Annotated in this window: 12 protein-coding genes; 4 read left to right on the top strand and 8 right to left on the bottom strand. The window is 39.0% G+C overall.

Translation table 11 applies throughout. The features are described 5' to 3' along the window. The first annotated feature begins 77 nt into the window (after positions 1–77). Together IPH66_13430 and IPH66_13425 are read left to right on the top strand one after the other, a co-directional pair. Complete coding sequence (locus tag IPH66_13430) at positions 78–2,630, top strand: S8 family serine peptidase (GenBank protein MBK7130346.1); 2,553 nt, start codon at positions 78–80, stop codon at positions 2,628–2,630. 83 nt (positions 2,631–2,713) lie between these two features. Beyond that, positions 2,714–3,061: a hypothetical protein gene (locus IPH66_13425; GenBank protein ID MBK7130345.1), complete on the top strand. Its 348-nt coding sequence runs from the start codon at positions 2,714–2,716 to the stop codon at positions 3,059–3,061. A 4-nt stretch (positions 3,062–3,065) separates the two neighbouring features. On the opposite strand, the gene dusB is transcribed toward IPH66_13425, so the two are convergent. From dusB to IPH66_13410, 3 genes are all read right to left on the bottom strand, one after another. Then, positions 3,066–4,064 carry a tRNA dihydrouridine synthase DusB gene (gene dusB / locus IPH66_13420; GenBank protein MBK7130344.1) on the bottom strand — a complete coding sequence of 333 codons (999 nt, stop codon included), beginning with the start codon at positions 4,062–4,064 and terminating at the stop codon, positions 3,066–3,068. 79 nt (positions 4,065–4,143) lie between these two features. Next, a complete protein-coding gene (locus IPH66_13415) occupies positions 4,144–5,163 on the bottom strand; it encodes a PorP/SprF family type IX secretion system membrane protein (GenBank protein ID MBK7130343.1) in 1,020 nt (339 codons plus the stop codon). A gap of 13 nt (positions 5,164–5,176) precedes the next feature. Further along, positions 5,177–7,594 carry a PKD domain-containing protein gene (locus IPH66_13410; GenBank protein MBK7130342.1) on the bottom strand — a complete coding sequence of 806 codons (2,418 nt, stop codon included), beginning with the start codon at positions 7,592–7,594 and terminating at the stop codon, positions 5,177–5,179. A gap of 285 nt (positions 7,595–7,879) precedes the next feature. Between IPH66_13410 and IPH66_13405 the strand changes: the two genes are divergently transcribed. Then, a complete protein-coding gene (locus IPH66_13405; GenBank protein MBK7130341.1) occupies positions 7,880–10,297 on the top strand; it encodes a sodium-translocating pyrophosphatase in 2,418 nt (805 codons plus the stop codon). Between the two features lie 71 nt (positions 10,298–10,368). Here IPH66_13405 and IPH66_13400 read toward each other — a convergent pair whose 3' ends face one another. The 5 genes from IPH66_13400 to mutY form a co-directional block, all read right to left on the bottom strand. Next, entirely contained in the window at positions 10,369–11,433 is a 1,065-nt protein-coding gene (locus IPH66_13400) for a sensor histidine kinase (GenBank protein ID MBK7130340.1), read from the bottom strand. Further along, positions 11,430–12,014: a gliding motility lipoprotein GldD gene (locus IPH66_13395; GenBank protein MBK7130339.1), complete on the bottom strand. Its 585-nt coding sequence runs from the start codon at positions 12,012–12,014 to the stop codon at positions 11,430–11,432. The genes IPH66_13400 and IPH66_13395 overlap by 4 nt, the downstream gene beginning before the upstream one ends. A 12-nt stretch (positions 12,015–12,026) precedes the next feature. Continuing rightward, a complete protein-coding gene (gldE, locus tag IPH66_13390; GenBank protein ID MBK7130338.1) occupies positions 12,027–13,379 on the bottom strand; it encodes a gliding motility-associated protein GldE in 1,353 nt (450 codons plus the stop codon). Further along, the gene (locus IPH66_13385; GenBank protein MBK7130337.1) at positions 13,363–13,806 is read right to left on the bottom strand and encodes a single-stranded DNA-binding protein; all 444 of its coding nucleotides are present in this window, start codon (positions 13,804–13,806) and stop codon (positions 13,363–13,365) included. The genes gldE and IPH66_13385 overlap by 17 nt, the downstream gene beginning before the upstream one ends. Before the next feature lie 74 nt (positions 13,807–13,880). After that, positions 13,881–14,912: an A/G-specific adenine glycosylase gene (gene mutY / locus IPH66_13380; GenBank protein MBK7130336.1), complete on the bottom strand. Its 1,032-nt coding sequence runs from the start codon at positions 14,910–14,912 to the stop codon at positions 13,881–13,883. A gap of 103 nt (positions 14,913–15,015) precedes the next feature. Between mutY and IPH66_13375 the strand changes: the two genes are divergently transcribed. Beyond that, the gene (locus IPH66_13375) at positions 15,016–15,306 is read left to right on the top strand and encodes an integration host factor subunit beta (protein ID MBK7130335.1); all 291 of its coding nucleotides are present in this window, start codon (positions 15,016–15,018) and stop codon (positions 15,304–15,306) included. Positions 15,307–15,624: the final 318 nt, after the last annotated feature.

Raw genomic sequence — 15,624 nt, 5'->3', positions numbered from 1 at the left:
TAGCTCTTTAGCCTAGGTTGAACATCAGCTATCCGTTTTTTTTTTGTAGATTTAAAACCTCAAAAAACTGTTATTCAATGAAAAAGCTAATTTTCACTTCGCTTCTTTTTTCTTTACTTCCTTGTATGGCGCAAGAAAATTTCCAAGAGGCAACGTATGTTCCCGGAGAAGTTCTAATTCAAATTGATGATCCCTCAAATATTGTCGAGGTTATTGAATCACATCAATTTATTGCCGATGTTTATACCGGCTTGCGTGTTTCCAGAGAAATTTCAAAGCCAGTCAATATCTGGCTACTTTCATTTGATGAGAACGCGATCAGTCATGACCAAATGTTGACTTCTTTGTACACCAACAAACATATTCTGATTGCACAAAACAATCATTATATTCAGGAGAGAGTTACTGTGCCAAACGATCCTTCTTTTGGTTCTCAATGGCATCATGTAAATACCAATGATAAAGACATTGATTCTGATTTGGCATGGGATGTTACCACAGGTGGCACCACATCCAACGGAGATGAAATTGTGGTATGCGTGATTGAAGGATCAGGAGCCAACTGGGCGCATGCTGATCTTGTGGCAAACCATTGGGTGAATACAGCTGAAATCCCTAACAACAGTATTGATGATGATGGCAACGGGTACGTTGATGATTATGATGGATGGAATTCAGGAAACAACACAGACAACATTGGTACCGGTACACACGGCACACAAGTAAGTGGAATGATTGGCGCAGTTGGAAATAACAACACAAACGTTGCCGGTGCAAACTGGACAGTAAAAATAATGCAGGTTGATATGGGCTCACTCACTGAAGCAAATGTGATTGCTGCTTATACATATCCTTTAACCTTGCGGCAAGATTACAATGCAAGTGGAGGAACTGATGGCGCTTTTGTTGTTGCTACAAATGCATCATGGGGAATTGACTATGGTGATCCAACGGATTACCCTTTGTGGTGTGATTTCTATAATACCCTTGGACAAGCCGGAATATTAAATTGTGGCGCAACAGCAAATCTGAATATCAATATAGACACACAAGGTGACATGCCAACTGCTTGTTCAAGTCCGTACATGATTTCTGTAACAGCAACTAACAACAATGATGTCCGCACGTTCTCAGGATACGGACAAACAACCATTGATTTAGGAGCTCCGGGAGAAAATGTAGTTACCACCGGTAGCACTGGAATTTCAACTGTATCGGGAACCTCATTTGCATCACCTGTTACCGCAGGGGTAATTGCCCTTTTATATTCAGTACCTTGTAGTGGACTTGCAGATTTGGCATTGTCTGATCCGCAAGCAGCTGCAGATTTTGTGAGAGATGCTCTACTCAATGGAGTTGATCCTGTTTCTAATTTAACTACTGAAACTGTAACCGGTGGAAGATTGAATGCTAATAACAGTGTTCAATACGTACTTACCAATTGTCCAACCACATGTGATATGACATCATCAGGAATTTCAACTGACCCTGATTGCGCAGATGATTGCAATGGTATTATCACCGTAACTGCAACCGGCGGAACAGGTATTTATCAATACGATATTGGAAGTGGACCACAAGGTTCAAACACATTTACCGGTTTGTGTGAAGGCACTTATTCTGTTACCGTAACCGATGGCGGAGCTTGTACACAAGTTCTTGATTTCACCGTAACTGATCCTTCAGCTGTGGATGGGTCTGTTGTCATCTCTCCATCTCCGTCAGGGAATGATGGAAGTATTGATCTCACTCCTTCAGGCGGAAGCGCACCCTATTCATTTGCTTGGACAGGGCCATCAGGATTTACATCTTCTTCTGAAGACATAAGCGCCTTGGCTCCCGGTTTATATAATGTAACAATTACGGATAATAACGGATGCCAATTTACTCTAACCGGACTTGATGTGCCATCATGCGATATGATATTAAATGAGACAACCGTGAACGCAACTTGCAACGGTGATTGTGATGGATCAGTAGTAATAAATCCTACCGGAGGTTCAGGAATTTTTACGTATGATATAGGGACGGGTGCGCAAACTTCAAACACATTTAATTCACTTTGTGCAGGAACGTATTCGGTAACGGTTGATGATGGAGATTTGTGTAACCAAACCGTTGACATCACAATTAATGAACCAGCTGCCTTGGGTGGCGGAACTGCAGTTACCGATGAACTAATTGGTGCTGACGGTGCAATTAATCTCACCGTTACAGGGGGAGTTGCGCCTTATTCTTTTGCTTGGACAGGTCCATCAGGATACACTGCTTCAACTGAAGATATCACAGGACTTGTTGGCGGAATTTACAATGTAGTAGTGACAGATAATAACGGTTGCATCATCTTGATTTCAGATGTTACGGTTGGATCATCTGTTGGATTTGATGAACATGAATTACTATTTAATATCTACCCAAATCCGGCTGACAAACAAATTACCATTAGTTATCCTTCAGAACAGCTTGTGCAGTTTTACTTATTTGATGTAAGCGGAAGAACAGTTGGAATATACAGCATCAACAAAACTTCAGAAATAAACATATCAACGCTTGCGGGTGGTACGTATACATACACCATTGTTCATTCAGATGGAACTTTATTACAATCCGGTCATTTAATTATTGAATAGAAATTCAAAATAAAGAACAGCCGAATTCAAATTCGGCTGTTTTTTTATACACTTGCTTATCATTTCAATTTAATAAAATCCACATGAAAAAATACTATCTCAAAAATGGAGAAAAAGTTACGGGTCCGTTTATGCTTGATGATTTAAAATATCAGCGGATAAGTTCAACCACGCTGGTAAGTGTTGATCAGGGGCCGTGGCAGGAAATTACTTCAGTGGATGATTTGAAATCCATTCTTGAATTTGCCGGAATTAATACCGCACCAAAAGTTTCATCCAATCCGCCAATAAAAAGCATACAACAAAAACCATCACCTGAAAATCAAATCAACATACCTGCAAATAAAAAATTCATTGTTCTGGCTGTTGCCATTGCAGTTTTTATGATGGGCTTGGGAATGGCTGTTTTACTTTTTGCGGAGTTGAAGTAGAAATTTATTCACCTAAAATTGAATCAGCAAATTCTATTGTAATGCGATCCAGCGTTTCATAAATCTCCTCCAAATTATTAGACGTAACCAACACCGTTCTCATATCTTTAAAGTTAGGTAGCCCTTTAAAATAATTTGAATAATGTCTGCGCATTTCTACAATGCCTAATCCTTTTCCTTTCCACTCAACGGACAATTTCAAATGTTCACGTGCAGCTTCAACACGATCAATTACGGATGGTTGTGGAAGATATTCACCGTGCTTGAAGTAATGTTTTATTTCATTAAATATCCAAGGGTAACCAATTGCAGCACGACCAATCATGATACCATCAACGCCGTATTTATTTTTATACTCCAGTGCTTTTTCAGGTGATGAAATATCTCCGTTTCCAAAAACAGGAATCACCATGCGAGAATTTTTTTTCACTTCTCCAATCAGCGTCCAATCAGCCTCACCTTTATACATTTGTTGTCTTGTGCGGCCGTGAATTGAAATTGCAGCTATACCTACATCCTGCAAACGCTCAGCAACCTCAACAATATGTTTTGATTTATCATCCCAACCCAATCTTGTTTTAACTGTAACCGGTATAGAAGTTGACTTCACTATTTCAGCAGTCATACTTACCATTTTTGGAATATCCTGCAGTATGCCGGCACCTGCTCCTTTGCATGCAACTTTTTTTACCGGACACCCATAATTAATATCAATGATATCAGGATTTGTCTGCGCAACAATTTCTGTTGTGCGTTTCATTGATTCTATATCACTACCAAAAATTTGAATTCCAATTGGTCGTTCATATTCAAAAATATCCAATTTCTGTTTTGACTTCACCGCATCACGAATCAACCCTTCACTTGAAATAAATTCAGTGTACATTAAATCTGCGCCGTGTTTTTTACACAAAGCTCTGAATGGAGGATCACTCACATCTTCCATTGGAGCAAGCAACAGAGGAAATTCTCCCAATTCAATATCACGAATTTTAACTGACATAGTACAAAGATACGGACATGAAAGAGTAAAAAAAAACCGGCAAGCGCCGGTTCTTCCATTTTATAATAACACAAAAATATTAATGGATACTTGGATTACCTAAACCTCCGGTTCCAAATTGGATGCGATATCTTAAAAATACCTCAAATCCGCCAACTCCACCTGATGCTCTGGTGAGTGATGATATATTTAAATCATATGCTGCACCAACACTTAATCCGGCAAAATCAAAAATAATATTTGCAAGAATTGCGTCACCTAATCTGTAGTATGCGCCCCATGACAATGCAATCTCTTCAAAATATCCTGTCACACGTGATGAACCACGAATGAGGTATCTGAAGTTTGACCCAATGACCAACTCTTTATTTGGCCCTTGAATAAATCCATAAAATGCAGGAATGATAGACAATTGTGAATTTGGATTTTTAAATACTGCCTGACCGTGCAAGGTCAGTTTGCGGTATAATTTATTGTCTTCAGCCATGAAATTAATTTTTTGTTTTGACAAGTGATGTCCTGCCAAACCAAAAGACAAACGCACATTTTTATTCAAGTGTGCATACCAGTAAATTCCGGCTGAAATATCAAATTTATTGAGTGACAAATTTTGATTTAAAATTGTTTCACCGCTGTTGATGCTTGTATTAAAAGATGTACCAGTCCATTGATTATCCCAGGTTACATTTTGATTTAACATGGTTCGCTGATACCACGCTGGTTGAATACCAAGAGACAAGTGATTATCTCTTGACAATTCAATAGCATAGTTAATTGGCAGAGTTACTTCATTGGTTTGATATTTTGTGTCACCTGACAAATCATTATAAAAATTAATACCCATACCCATGAAGCTGCCATGATCCATCATTCTCCAATCAGCACTTCCACTAATTGTTCTGAATGGCGTATCAGAAACAGTGAGCCACTGCATTCTGAAATTGGTAAACAATTGCATATTTCCCGGAGAAAAACCAGCCGCCGCCGGATTCATATAAACCGGTGATTCAGCAAACATAGAGAAGTGCTTATCTTGTTGGGCAAAAGCGCCTGACGTAATTCCCAACGTGATTACAAAAATTGCCTGTATCTTTTTCATCTTGCTGATTTTTTTATCTGATTAATGTAGTATTACCATTCATCACTCCACCTTGTCCGGTGATAAAAGTGTACTCAAGCACCCACACAAACACGCCGGGATTTTCATCTTTGCCTTTAAATGTTCCATCCCAACCAATGGTTTGATCAGTCGTTTCAAAAACTTTCTGTCCATAGCGATTATAGATGGTAAAGTTCATTTGCTTAATCCCATAACCAAGCACAAATAATACATCATTTTGATCGTCGCCATTTGGTGAGAATGCTTGTGGTATTCCAATTCCTTCAATAAAATTTACGACAACTGATACCGTATCTTGTGCAGTGCATCCATTGATGTCTGTGAATACAACAAAGAACTCAGTATCAATTAATGGATATGCATAAGTTGACGAGCAAGTATCACAATCAATATCACCATCATCAGGAGTCCACATATATGAACCGCTACCACTTCCGGCAGCAATTAATTCTACTGCTCCTCCAATATCAATGGTAGTATCTAATTCTGCTGTAACTGTTGGTAAAGCAAAAACAGAAATACTGTTTGTGGTAGATGAATTATTTCCTCCTGCATCAGTAGTTGTTAATTGGATATTATACGTGCCGGGTGCATCAAAACATACCACCGGATTTTGGTCAGTAGATGTAGCAGGATTTCCACCGCCGCCAAAATCCCAATTCCATGAAATAGGGCTACCGGTTGTAGTATCTGTAAAAGTGATACAATCACCTGCGCAAATATTGTCGTTATAACTAAACCCTGCAACCATTGGCACGCAGGTAGTAACAGTGATAGTAATGTTGGCCGTATTTTCGCACATATTGGCATCTGTACCCGTAACAGTATATGTGGCAGTGGCAGCAGGAGTGAATGGTGTACCGTTAGTTACTCCACCTGTCCATGTATAGGTTGATGCTCCACCACCGGTTAACGTAACCGGATCACCAGCGCAAATTGTAGTAGATGGAGATGCATTTGCAGTTACCGTTGGCAAGGCATTCACCGTGATAGTCATAGTTTCAGTATCATTGCCAAATGGATTAATTACTGCCAGCGTAACGGTAAAAGTACCCGGCGTATCAAAGCAAATTGCAGATGGATGTTGACCAACAAAATTGTTTGGTGTGGCACCTCCACCCCAATCCCATGCCCAGTTGGTAATATCACCCGGTGTACTCAAATCAATAAAGGTGATGCAGTCACCTGCACAAATTGTAGTTTGCGAAGCAGAAAAATCAGCTGTTGGTGGAGTACCCGCACTGCAATCAATCACCGTAATGGTGAAGGTTGAAACATCAGAACCACAGCTTGCAGAAACGGTATACGTAAACGTGTAGACATTTCCTACACCCAATCCATTTCCGTCAAGCACACCGGTACCTGCTGTAAATTGTCCGCTTGGTGTGCCTGAAGTTTCTGCCCAGATTCCACCTGCATCAGCACCGCTCAATAAGGTATTTAAATCAAGCGTGGCGTTGTTACAAATATTAGAACTTCCATCTGCACCGGCGTTTGGTGTGTTTACAACAGTTATGTAGCCTACTGTTGTTTCAATATCATTTCCGTTAGCATCTTCAACAAACAAAGAAACATCATAAGTTCCGGCTGTATTATAACAAATATTGGTTGGGTTATTTACGGCAGATGTCGCCGGCGTAGCACCTGTAAAAGTCCAGTCAGTAGTTGTGAAAGGGCCACCGGTACTTGTATTAGTAAAGTCAATGCAATCACCAACACAAATTGTAGTTGACGTGGTAGTGAAAGATGCAACAGGAGGTGTAGATGTTGGCGTAGTAATTTCAATGTCATTGATTGCAATAGACGGGTCAGTTCCAACTCCATCATCATTATTTATCCAGCTGAATCCAATTTGTAAATTGGCAATATTCTCACATGATACCGGTAATGCAATAGAGTAATTAGTCCACTGACCTTGTGGCAAACAACCACCTGGAGTTTGAGGCAAAGGATTGGTAAGAGCTACCCACCCCATTCCGTCATTATACCATAAACCACCAAAATCAGAGGCATCTCCACCCATTATATAATCAAATGAGAGGGTAAGATTGGTATATCCAACCGTAGAAATATTAGGAGATTGCGCACGTGTTGCTGTTTGAGGGCAAGTTAAAATTCCGCATAGACCGCCGGCATCATAGGCTGCACCACCACCAGGAAAAAATACCGATGTGATGTGTAATGTTTGATTTCCGGTACCGGCAACACCACAACCCGGAGGCGCAACACCGGATTCATCATCATCCATTTCAAAAAAATTAGGATCGGCTCCATTTGGTCCAATTGCAGCATAAGTCCATCCGCCGGGAGTTGGATCAAAGTCCTCACTCCAAATCACAGTTTGTGCATTCAAATTCTGTAAAACGAATGTGGCTGCACCCAGTAAAAACAAATTGAAAATTTTTTTCATGCTTGTAGTTTTTTAATTCTTGTCCCGCAATTGTGTTGCCCCATCAATTCGAGATCAGCGTATAAATTTATATAGTACAAGACGATTTAATTACAAAAGGGTTGATTTTTATTAATAAAAACTTGTTGAACTCTTCACAATTCACGCCATGTAAAGCAATATCACGCCATAGATATCAGTGAACTTGAACCGATTGAATATCTGAATTTGCACAATTAGTACAAATGATATACTTTTGCCGACCTTTTCAAAAGAAAGGTAAGACAACCAAACTTCAACAGAACTATGGAAAAATTAATTTACATCATTCCTGCATTCGGCGTAATTGCGCTGATTTACATGTTTATTCTTTCTAAATGGGTAACCAAACAAAATGCAGGGAGTGAAAAAATGCGCGGCATAGCAAGTGCAATTGCAGATGGTGCAATGGCTTTTTTGAAAGCAGAATATCGCGTATTGGCAATTTTTGTGGTGTTAGCAGGTATATTGCTCGGCATCATTTCAACTGTACCCGGAATTAAAGCAGAGCATTCACATTGGTTCATTGTGGTTGCCTTTGTGATAGGAGCCTTTTTCAGCGCCCTTGCCGGATTCATTGGAATGCGTGTTGCAACCAAAGCCAATGTAAGAACAGCTGAAGCAGCAAAAACTTCATTAGCCAAAGCTTTAAAAGTTTCATTCACCGGCGGAACCGTAATGGGACTTGGCGTTGCGGGCTTAGCTGTGCTTGGATTGAGCATGTTGTTTATTTTGATTTACCACATGTTCATGAACGGTCAATGGACCAACACTGGAGATATGACCATGGTATTGGAAGCGCTTGCAGGCTTTTCATTAGGTGCTGAATCTATTGCTCTTTTTGCGCGCGTGGGTGGAGGTATTTATACAAAAGCGGCTGATGTTGGAGCTGACTTGGTTGGTAAAGTGGAAGCCGGTATCCCTGAAGATGACCCGCGCAACCCCGCTACCATTGCCGACAACGTAGGTGATAACGTAGGTGATGTTGCCGGTATGGGTGCTGATTTATTTGGATCTTACGTAGCTACTGTTCTGGCAGCTATGGTACTTGGAAATTATGTGATTAAAGACATGGGCGGAAGTGTTACAGATGCTTTTGGAAATATTGGACCCATCTTACTTCCATTGGTCATTGCAGCATTAGGAATTGTCTTCTCTATTGTTGGAACATGGTTAGTGAAAGTAAAAGAAGAAGGTGCTAATGAAAGCAAAGTTCAAGGCGCACTCAATTTAGGTAACTGGACATCCATCATACTTACACTTATTGCTTCTTACTTTATTATTACAGCCATGTTGCCAGAAAAAATGACCATGAGTTTCTTTGGTGAAGGCATGAAAGAAGTTACTTCCATGATGGTTTTTGGTGCTGTTATTATTGGTCTTACAGTTGGCGGTTTAATTTCTTTCATTACTGAATTTTATACCGGCATGGGCAAACGTCCTGTAAGAGGTGTTATTGAAAAATCAGGAACCGGAGCTGCAACCAACATTATTGCCGGATTATCATTAGGTATGATGAGTACTGCAATGCCCGTTCTTTTATTTGCCGGTGCAATTTGGGGTTCTTATTCTTTAGCCGGATTTTATGGTGTTGCAATTGCTGCTTCTGCTATGATGGCAACTACCGCTATGCAACTTGCAATTGATGCATTTGGCCCTATTGCTGACAACGCAGGTGGTGTTGCTGAAATGAGTGAATTGCCTAAAGAAGTGCGCGCTAAAACAGATATTTTAGATTCAGTGGGTAATACTACCGCTGCTATTGGAAAAGGATTTGCTATTGCATCTGCCGCACTCACAGCACTTGCTTTGTTTGCCGCTTATGTGACATTCACCGGAATTGACGGTATCAATATTTTTAAAGCAGATGTGCTTGCAGCGCTTTTTGTTGGCGGTATGGTGCCGGTTGTTTTTTCAGCCCTTGCAATGAGTTCTGTTGGTAAGGCGGCTATGCAAATGGTGAATGAAGTACGTCGTCAGTTTAGAGAAATTCCTGGAATTTTAGAAGGAACCGGAAAACCTGACTACGGAAAATGTGTAGAAATTTCTACGCGTGCTGCCATTCGTGAAATGATGTTGCCGGGTGCAATCACTATTATCTCTCCAATCATCATTGGTTTTGTAATGGGACCTGAAGCGCTTGGAGCTTATATGGCAGGAGTATGTGTTAGTGGTGTACTTTGGGCTTTGTTCCAAAACAACGCCGGTGGAGCATGGGACAATGCAAAAAAATCTTTTGAGAAAGGTGTTGTAATTAACGGTGAAACTTTCTACAAAAAATCTGAACCACACAAAGCAGCTGTAACAGGTGATACTGTTGGTGATCCTTTCAAAGACACATCTGGTCCATCTATGAATATTTTGATTAAACTAACTTGTTTGGTTGGTTTAGTTATTGCCCCGCTATTAAGTGGAGGTCATCATGAAGAAGAAATTACAACGCCTGCTGACACTACTGTAACCACGCAAAATGATATTCAAATTAAAAAAATGGTGCTTACTGATACATTAGGTGTGAATGTTGAGATAGAACAAAAAACAGAAAACGGAAATACCTCAGTCAGCGTTTTAGCAGGTAATCCAAACCTATTGTCAGATGCAGATCTTTCTACCTTAAAAAAAGACGGATTTGATTTAGTAAAACTTGTTGATGCCAACCGCTGGAATGCCTTGGTTATTGAATAAGAAAAATTAAAATAATTTAGAAAAGGAGTCTGATGGGCTCCTTTTTTTTTTATGGAATCAAGGAAGAAATTCTAGCCCCCGGCAAGCGTGAATGAAAAAGTAGAGCCTACCCCTTCAGTACTTCGCACTTTAATAGTTTCACCGTGCGCCTCAATGATATGTTTTACAATTGCCAAGCCCAAACCTGAGCCGCCCGCATGGCGTGCACGACTTTTATCAACCCGATAGAAACGCTCAAATAAACGAGGCAAATGTTTTTCCTCAATTCCCAAACCATTGTCTGCAACTTCAACCAATATTTTTTGTTTACCTGTTTTATCAGATGTTATATCTAATTGATGAAAGCGCACCGTAGTAGTTCCTTTCTCTGATCCGTAAGCTATTGAATTCACCACCAAATTAGTGAGCGCTTGTCTTATTTTTCCTTCATCAGCAAAAACATAAACCGGATCATAATTTTTATTGAAGGTCAAATTGATTCCCTTTTCTTTTGCCTTTTGGTCAAGCTCTTTAAATGTAGCTTTGGCAAGGGCTACCATGTCAAATTTTTTTAGTTTTATTTCATGCCGATTAAATTCATATCGGCTTATCTCGTCTAGATCTTCTAACAAATGCGCAATGCGCTCAACACCATTCAGTGCTCTTTCTAAAAAATCACGGTTTACTTTTTCATCTTCCAAACCGCCTTCAAGCAAGGTGAGGATATAACCTTGAATACTAAAGACCGGAGTTTTCAATTCATGCGCCAAGTTTCCCAAAAATTCTTTTCTGAAAGCTGCTTGCTCTTCCAACTCTGAAATTTGTTTTGATTGTTGCACTGCCCACTCTGCTGTATCTTTAGTTAATTTACTGAACACGTCTTCCGTGATTTTAAATTCTCTCACCTGATCATCTGTGATTTTTCTATTGCTGATGATGCGATATATCAATTTGATTTTTTTATTGATGTATCGCTCAACCATCATCCAAAAAATAACAAACGATGCTACACCGGCAGTGAGAGGAATAGCAATAAGAGAAACCAATGGAAATGAATTTTCGGCAACTTGTTGTAATGAAATCACGCCAATAAAAACCAGTAGAGTTAAAATAACGCTACCGGCAGCAATCATGTTGATAGGTTTTGAAAAATTCATTTCAATGAGTCTTTTTTCCAAATGACAGTTTCAAGCATGTGATCCAGATCTTCTTGAATATAATCTAACGATGCTTTCACGCTGTCATAATTTGGTTTAACATTAAAGTACAATGCGCCGCGTAAAAAATGATCTGTACTATCTGTGAGATAAAATTGATATGGTGAAGCGGCATCACCCGTAATCTGATATCTGACACCATAGGTTCCCTTTGAAGCATCAGTAATCACTGACTCATCAATCCCATCAGCGAATTGACTATGTTCATAGACAAGTTGTCTTGATTTTTCAATCAGCAATAATAAATTGGTGTCAACCGGAATATACGTAAGATTCAATTGGGCATTAAAACGTGGCATCAAAATATCTTTCATATTACAAAATGAATCTTTATCAATCACATTAAAGTAATCAGGAATTTCAAACGCATAAGGGCACGCTGGTTCATATTTTGTATAAGTTCTTTCAGGAAAATCAAGCCTCAAATATCCATCAGGTTTTGGATAATACTCAGGCATATCAGCTCCACAAGCCAGACATCCAAAGGTAAAAAGAGCTATTGCGTAGTATTGGAATTTCATATTAAGGTATTATTAAATTCTTTTTGCTTTGATTCGTTTTGGTTTTTTATCTTCAAATGATTCTATGGTAAAAATAAGACCAGGAATACTAACCTGACCACTTGGATTAGTTTCATTATGATGAAACATAACAAAATCACCCAAAGTTTGTGCTTTGGTTTTAATGTGATCAAATTCGTTATCTGAGCGTTTCACTACTTTGAAAAAATCTTGCAGAGGCATTGTTGCTTCAAAAACAAAGGTATCATCATCCAAACGAGAATAGGTAATTTCATCTTCATCAAATTCATCTGAGATATCACCCACAATTTCTTCAAGCACATCTTCAAGCGTCACTAAACCGGCAGTTTTATGTTGGGCATTGAGTGCGATAGCTAGATGTACTTTTCGGTTTTGGAAACTGCGCAAGAGGTCATCAATCTTTTTTGTTTCAGGAATGTAGTATACCGGTCTGATTAATTTTTGCCATTTAAAATCAACCCCTTTATCAATATGTGGCAACAAATCTTTTACAAAAATTACCCCGTCGATTTTTTCAATTGATTTTTGATAAACCGGTATTCTTGAAAAACCGCATTCACGAATACAAGCCAGTACATTACCAAAATCATAGCGTGCAGAGACAGCAGCAATTTCACCCGGCTGACGCATTATTTGTCTCACCGTTTTTTTTCCAAAACTTACAATCCCTTTTAAAATTTGTTCATCTTGCAGGGTGCCACCTTCTTCCATGGTCAACTCCAAAGCATGTGACAATTCAGTTGCCGTAAGATCACTTTCATCAACTTTACTGAATTTACCAACAAGATTAGAACCTTTCACCAGCACAAGTTTTACCCAGCTGAACGGAGGCAGATGACTGAAATAGTAGAGCGGAATTGCCATCATGAGCAGCACCTTTTTTCCATAACGTGTTGCATAATATTTTGGTACAACTTCACCAAATATCAAAATGATCACTGTGAAAATTGCCACATCTAAAATGAAACGTGTAATGTCAGCATTCAAATCAGCGGGGAATAAAATAGAACTCAGATAAGCAGCAAGGAGAATAAAAGTAACATTGAAAAAATTATTTGCTATGACAATGGTTGCCAGCAATTCTTTTGGTTTTTCAGCAAGAGAAATTGCGAGCCTTGCTGACTTGCTATTGTTTTTTTCAAGTTCATCTTTCAACTCAGGATTGATAGAAAAAAATGAAACTTCACTGGCAGATACCAGTGCTGAACCAATCAATGCAATGGCAATAAAAACAAGCGAAATTATTACCGGCGTTGCACTGAAATCCGGCTGAGTATTTTGAAGTAAGATGATATGAAAACCAGGCTCAGGCATTATTACTAATGGTTCAGAATGGAAGATCATCAGCAGGATCTTCACCAAGATTCATTGGCGGCAATTCAATATTTTCAGTTGTTGGCGGATAAGGTTTCACCTGTTGATCACCAGCTGCCTCATTTTTGCTTAACATCACCATTTCATCTGCAATAACCTCAGTGGCATATTTCATTTGCTGATTTTCATCCGACCATGATCGGGTTTTTAACTTTCCTTCAATATAAACTTTCATGCCCTTTTTCAGATATTGTTCTGCAATTTTTGCCAAGCCGCGCCACATCACCACGTTGTGCCAATCGGTGATTTCTCTTTTTTCACCCGAATTTTTATCTGTGTAAATTTCAGATGTTGCAATAGAAAATTTTGCAACAGGTACACCACTCTCCAGATATTTTATCTCAGGATCTTTACCGAGATTACCTACCAGAATAACTTTGTTTACAGTACCGGCCATAATGCATTTATTAGAATTTATTGATTGCAGGGAGAAACAACAAAACTCAACCGCCTCTAACAAATATAAAGATTTCAACCCGAAGCCAGCTTTGCCTTTTTCAGATATCTTATCAACAATTGCGGCATGGGATAATCTTCAAGGTCGTTGAGGGCAATTTTACGTTCATTTTTCTGCGCTTGAATTTTTTTCACATTCACCAGCCAGAAGTCAGCCAAAATTTTCTGATGTGAAAGAATGTGCATAAAGCTACCGTCATGCGTGATCTTAAGTACATCAGATGGTAAATCTTTTGCAGATAATGAAGTCAATGCCTGAGGGGTTTCTATTAATTTGAAATCATACAAACCTTCCCAAACATCACCCGCAGATCTTTTTTTGATCAAGACATTTTTTTCATCTGTTATAACTAGGTAATTAAAATAGCGCTCTCTGATTTTTATTTTCTTTTTTTTCACCGGATAATTCAGCAGTGATTTATCTTCAAATGCCAAACAAAAATGAGCAACCGGACAAGACTCACATTTTGGTTTTGAAGGCGTACAAACCAATGATCCCAACTCCATCATAGCCTGATTGTGTAAACCCGGACTTTTTGGGCTCAACAGCTCATGAGCAATTTGACTGACTAAGTTTTTTCCTGCGGCGCTGTCTTGCGGTAAATCAATTTTGTATAATCTGCTGATGACTCTGAAAACATTTCCGTCAACCACTGCGTGAGGGAGATTGAAGGCAAATGATGCAATAGCCGCAGCGGTGTAATCACCTACTCCCTTGAGCGATCTTATGTCTGCATAACCAGTTGGAAATGTTCCGTGAAAACGTGATACAATTTCTTTTGCAGCCGCATGCAAGTTGCGAGCCCTGCTATAATATCCCAGGCCTTGCCACAAGTTCAGTACTTCATCTTCTTTAGCCCTTGCAAGTGCCTGAACATTGGGAAATTTATGTGCAAAACGCAGATAGTACGGCATACCTTGCTCAACCCGTGTTTGCTGCAATATCACCTCAGATAACCAAATCAAATACGGATCATTGGTCTCTCTCCAAGGCATGCTGCGGTGGTTTTGTCTAAACCATTTTTGTATTGATGTTGTAAAATCCATTCTTAATATACAAAATGTAAAGTTCTGTCTAAATTATTGGAATAGTTCAATGAATATCAGTTATTTTTGCACCCAAATTAACCAGATTTAAATCACCAATATTATGACAAAAGCAGATATCGTTGCTGAAATCTCAGAACAAACAGGCATTGAAAAAGTTGCTGTACAAGCTACTGTAGAAGCATTTATGAACTCAGTTAAAAAATCGTTGATCAACGGTGACAACGTTTATTTAAGAGGTTTTGGTTCGTTCATTATTAAAGAACGTGCTGAAAAAACAGGAAGAAATATTTCACGCAATGAATCTATTATTATCCCTGCTCACAACATTCCTGCCTTTAAACCGGCAAAAACCTTTGTTGAAGAAGTAAAGGACAATGTAGTGGTAAAATAACCAGACTATTGTAAAAACGAATTGTTTTCCTATCTTTGACCTCCAAAATTAATGGAGTATGTGATAAAACTTCCTGTAAATCAGGAAGTTTTTTATATAATATTAACTGAATTATTAATACTTAAAAGACTTAGCTATGCCAAGCGGAAAGAAAAGAAAAAGACATAAAATGGCAACTCACAAGAGAAAAAAGAGACTAAGAAAAAACAGACATAAAAAGAAAAAATAATGTCAGCATCTGAGCTGGTATTAAGTTTTAAGCCTGTTACGCCTTACCTTGAGTAGGCAAAAAATGAATCGTTAAAACTTAGCGGCTTC

This window comes from Crocinitomicaceae bacterium (assembly GCA_016708105.1).
Classification (GTDB): Bacteria; Bacteroidota; Bacteroidia; order Flavobacteriales_D; family Crocinitomicaceae; genus JADJGJ01.
The sequence above is the reverse complement of the archived record's forward strand: the minus strand, read 5'-3'. Positions and strand labels throughout refer to the sequence as shown.

Bases quoted from the DNA above. Each gene is read 5' to 3' on its own strand.
- IPH66_13430 (MBK7130346.1), top strand. From the start codon at position 78: ATGAAAAAGCTAATTTTCACTTCGCTTCTTTTTTCTTTACTTCCTTGT.
- dusB (MBK7130344.1), bottom strand. From the start codon at position 4,064: ATGTCAGTTAAAATTCGTGATATTGAATTGGGAGAATTTCCTCTGTTG.
- IPH66_13385 (MBK7130337.1), bottom strand. From the start codon at position 13,806: ATGGCCGGTACTGTAAACAAAGTTATTCTGGTAGGTAATCTCGGTAAA.
- gldE (MBK7130338.1), bottom strand. From the start codon at position 13,379: ATGATCTTCCATTCTGAACCATTAGTAATAATGCCTGAGCCTGGTTTT.
- IPH66_13405 (MBK7130341.1), top strand. From the start codon at position 7,880: ATGGAAAAATTAATTTACATCATTCCTGCATTCGGCGTAATTGCGCTG.
- IPH66_13395 (MBK7130339.1), bottom strand. From the start codon at position 12,014: ATGAAATTCCAATACTACGCAATAGCTCTTTTTACCTTTGGATGTCTG.
- IPH66_13425 (MBK7130345.1), top strand. From the start codon at position 2,714: ATGAAAAAATACTATCTCAAAAATGGAGAAAAAGTTACGGGTCCGTTT.
- IPH66_13375 (MBK7130335.1), top strand. From the start codon at position 15,016: ATGACAAAAGCAGATATCGTTGCTGAAATCTCAGAACAAACAGGCATT.
- IPH66_13400 (MBK7130340.1), bottom strand. From the start codon at position 11,433: ATGAATTTTTCAAAACCTATCAACATGATTGCTGCCGGTAGCGTTATT.
- IPH66_13415 (MBK7130343.1), bottom strand. From the start codon at position 5,163: ATGAAAAAGATACAGGCAATTTTTGTAATCACGTTGGGAATTACGTCA.
- mutY (MBK7130336.1), bottom strand. From the start codon at position 14,912: ATGGATTTTACAACATCAATACAAAAATGGTTTAGACAAAACCACCGC.
- IPH66_13410 (MBK7130342.1), bottom strand. From the start codon at position 7,594: ATGAAAAAAATTTTCAATTTGTTTTTACTGGGTGCAGCCACATTCGTT.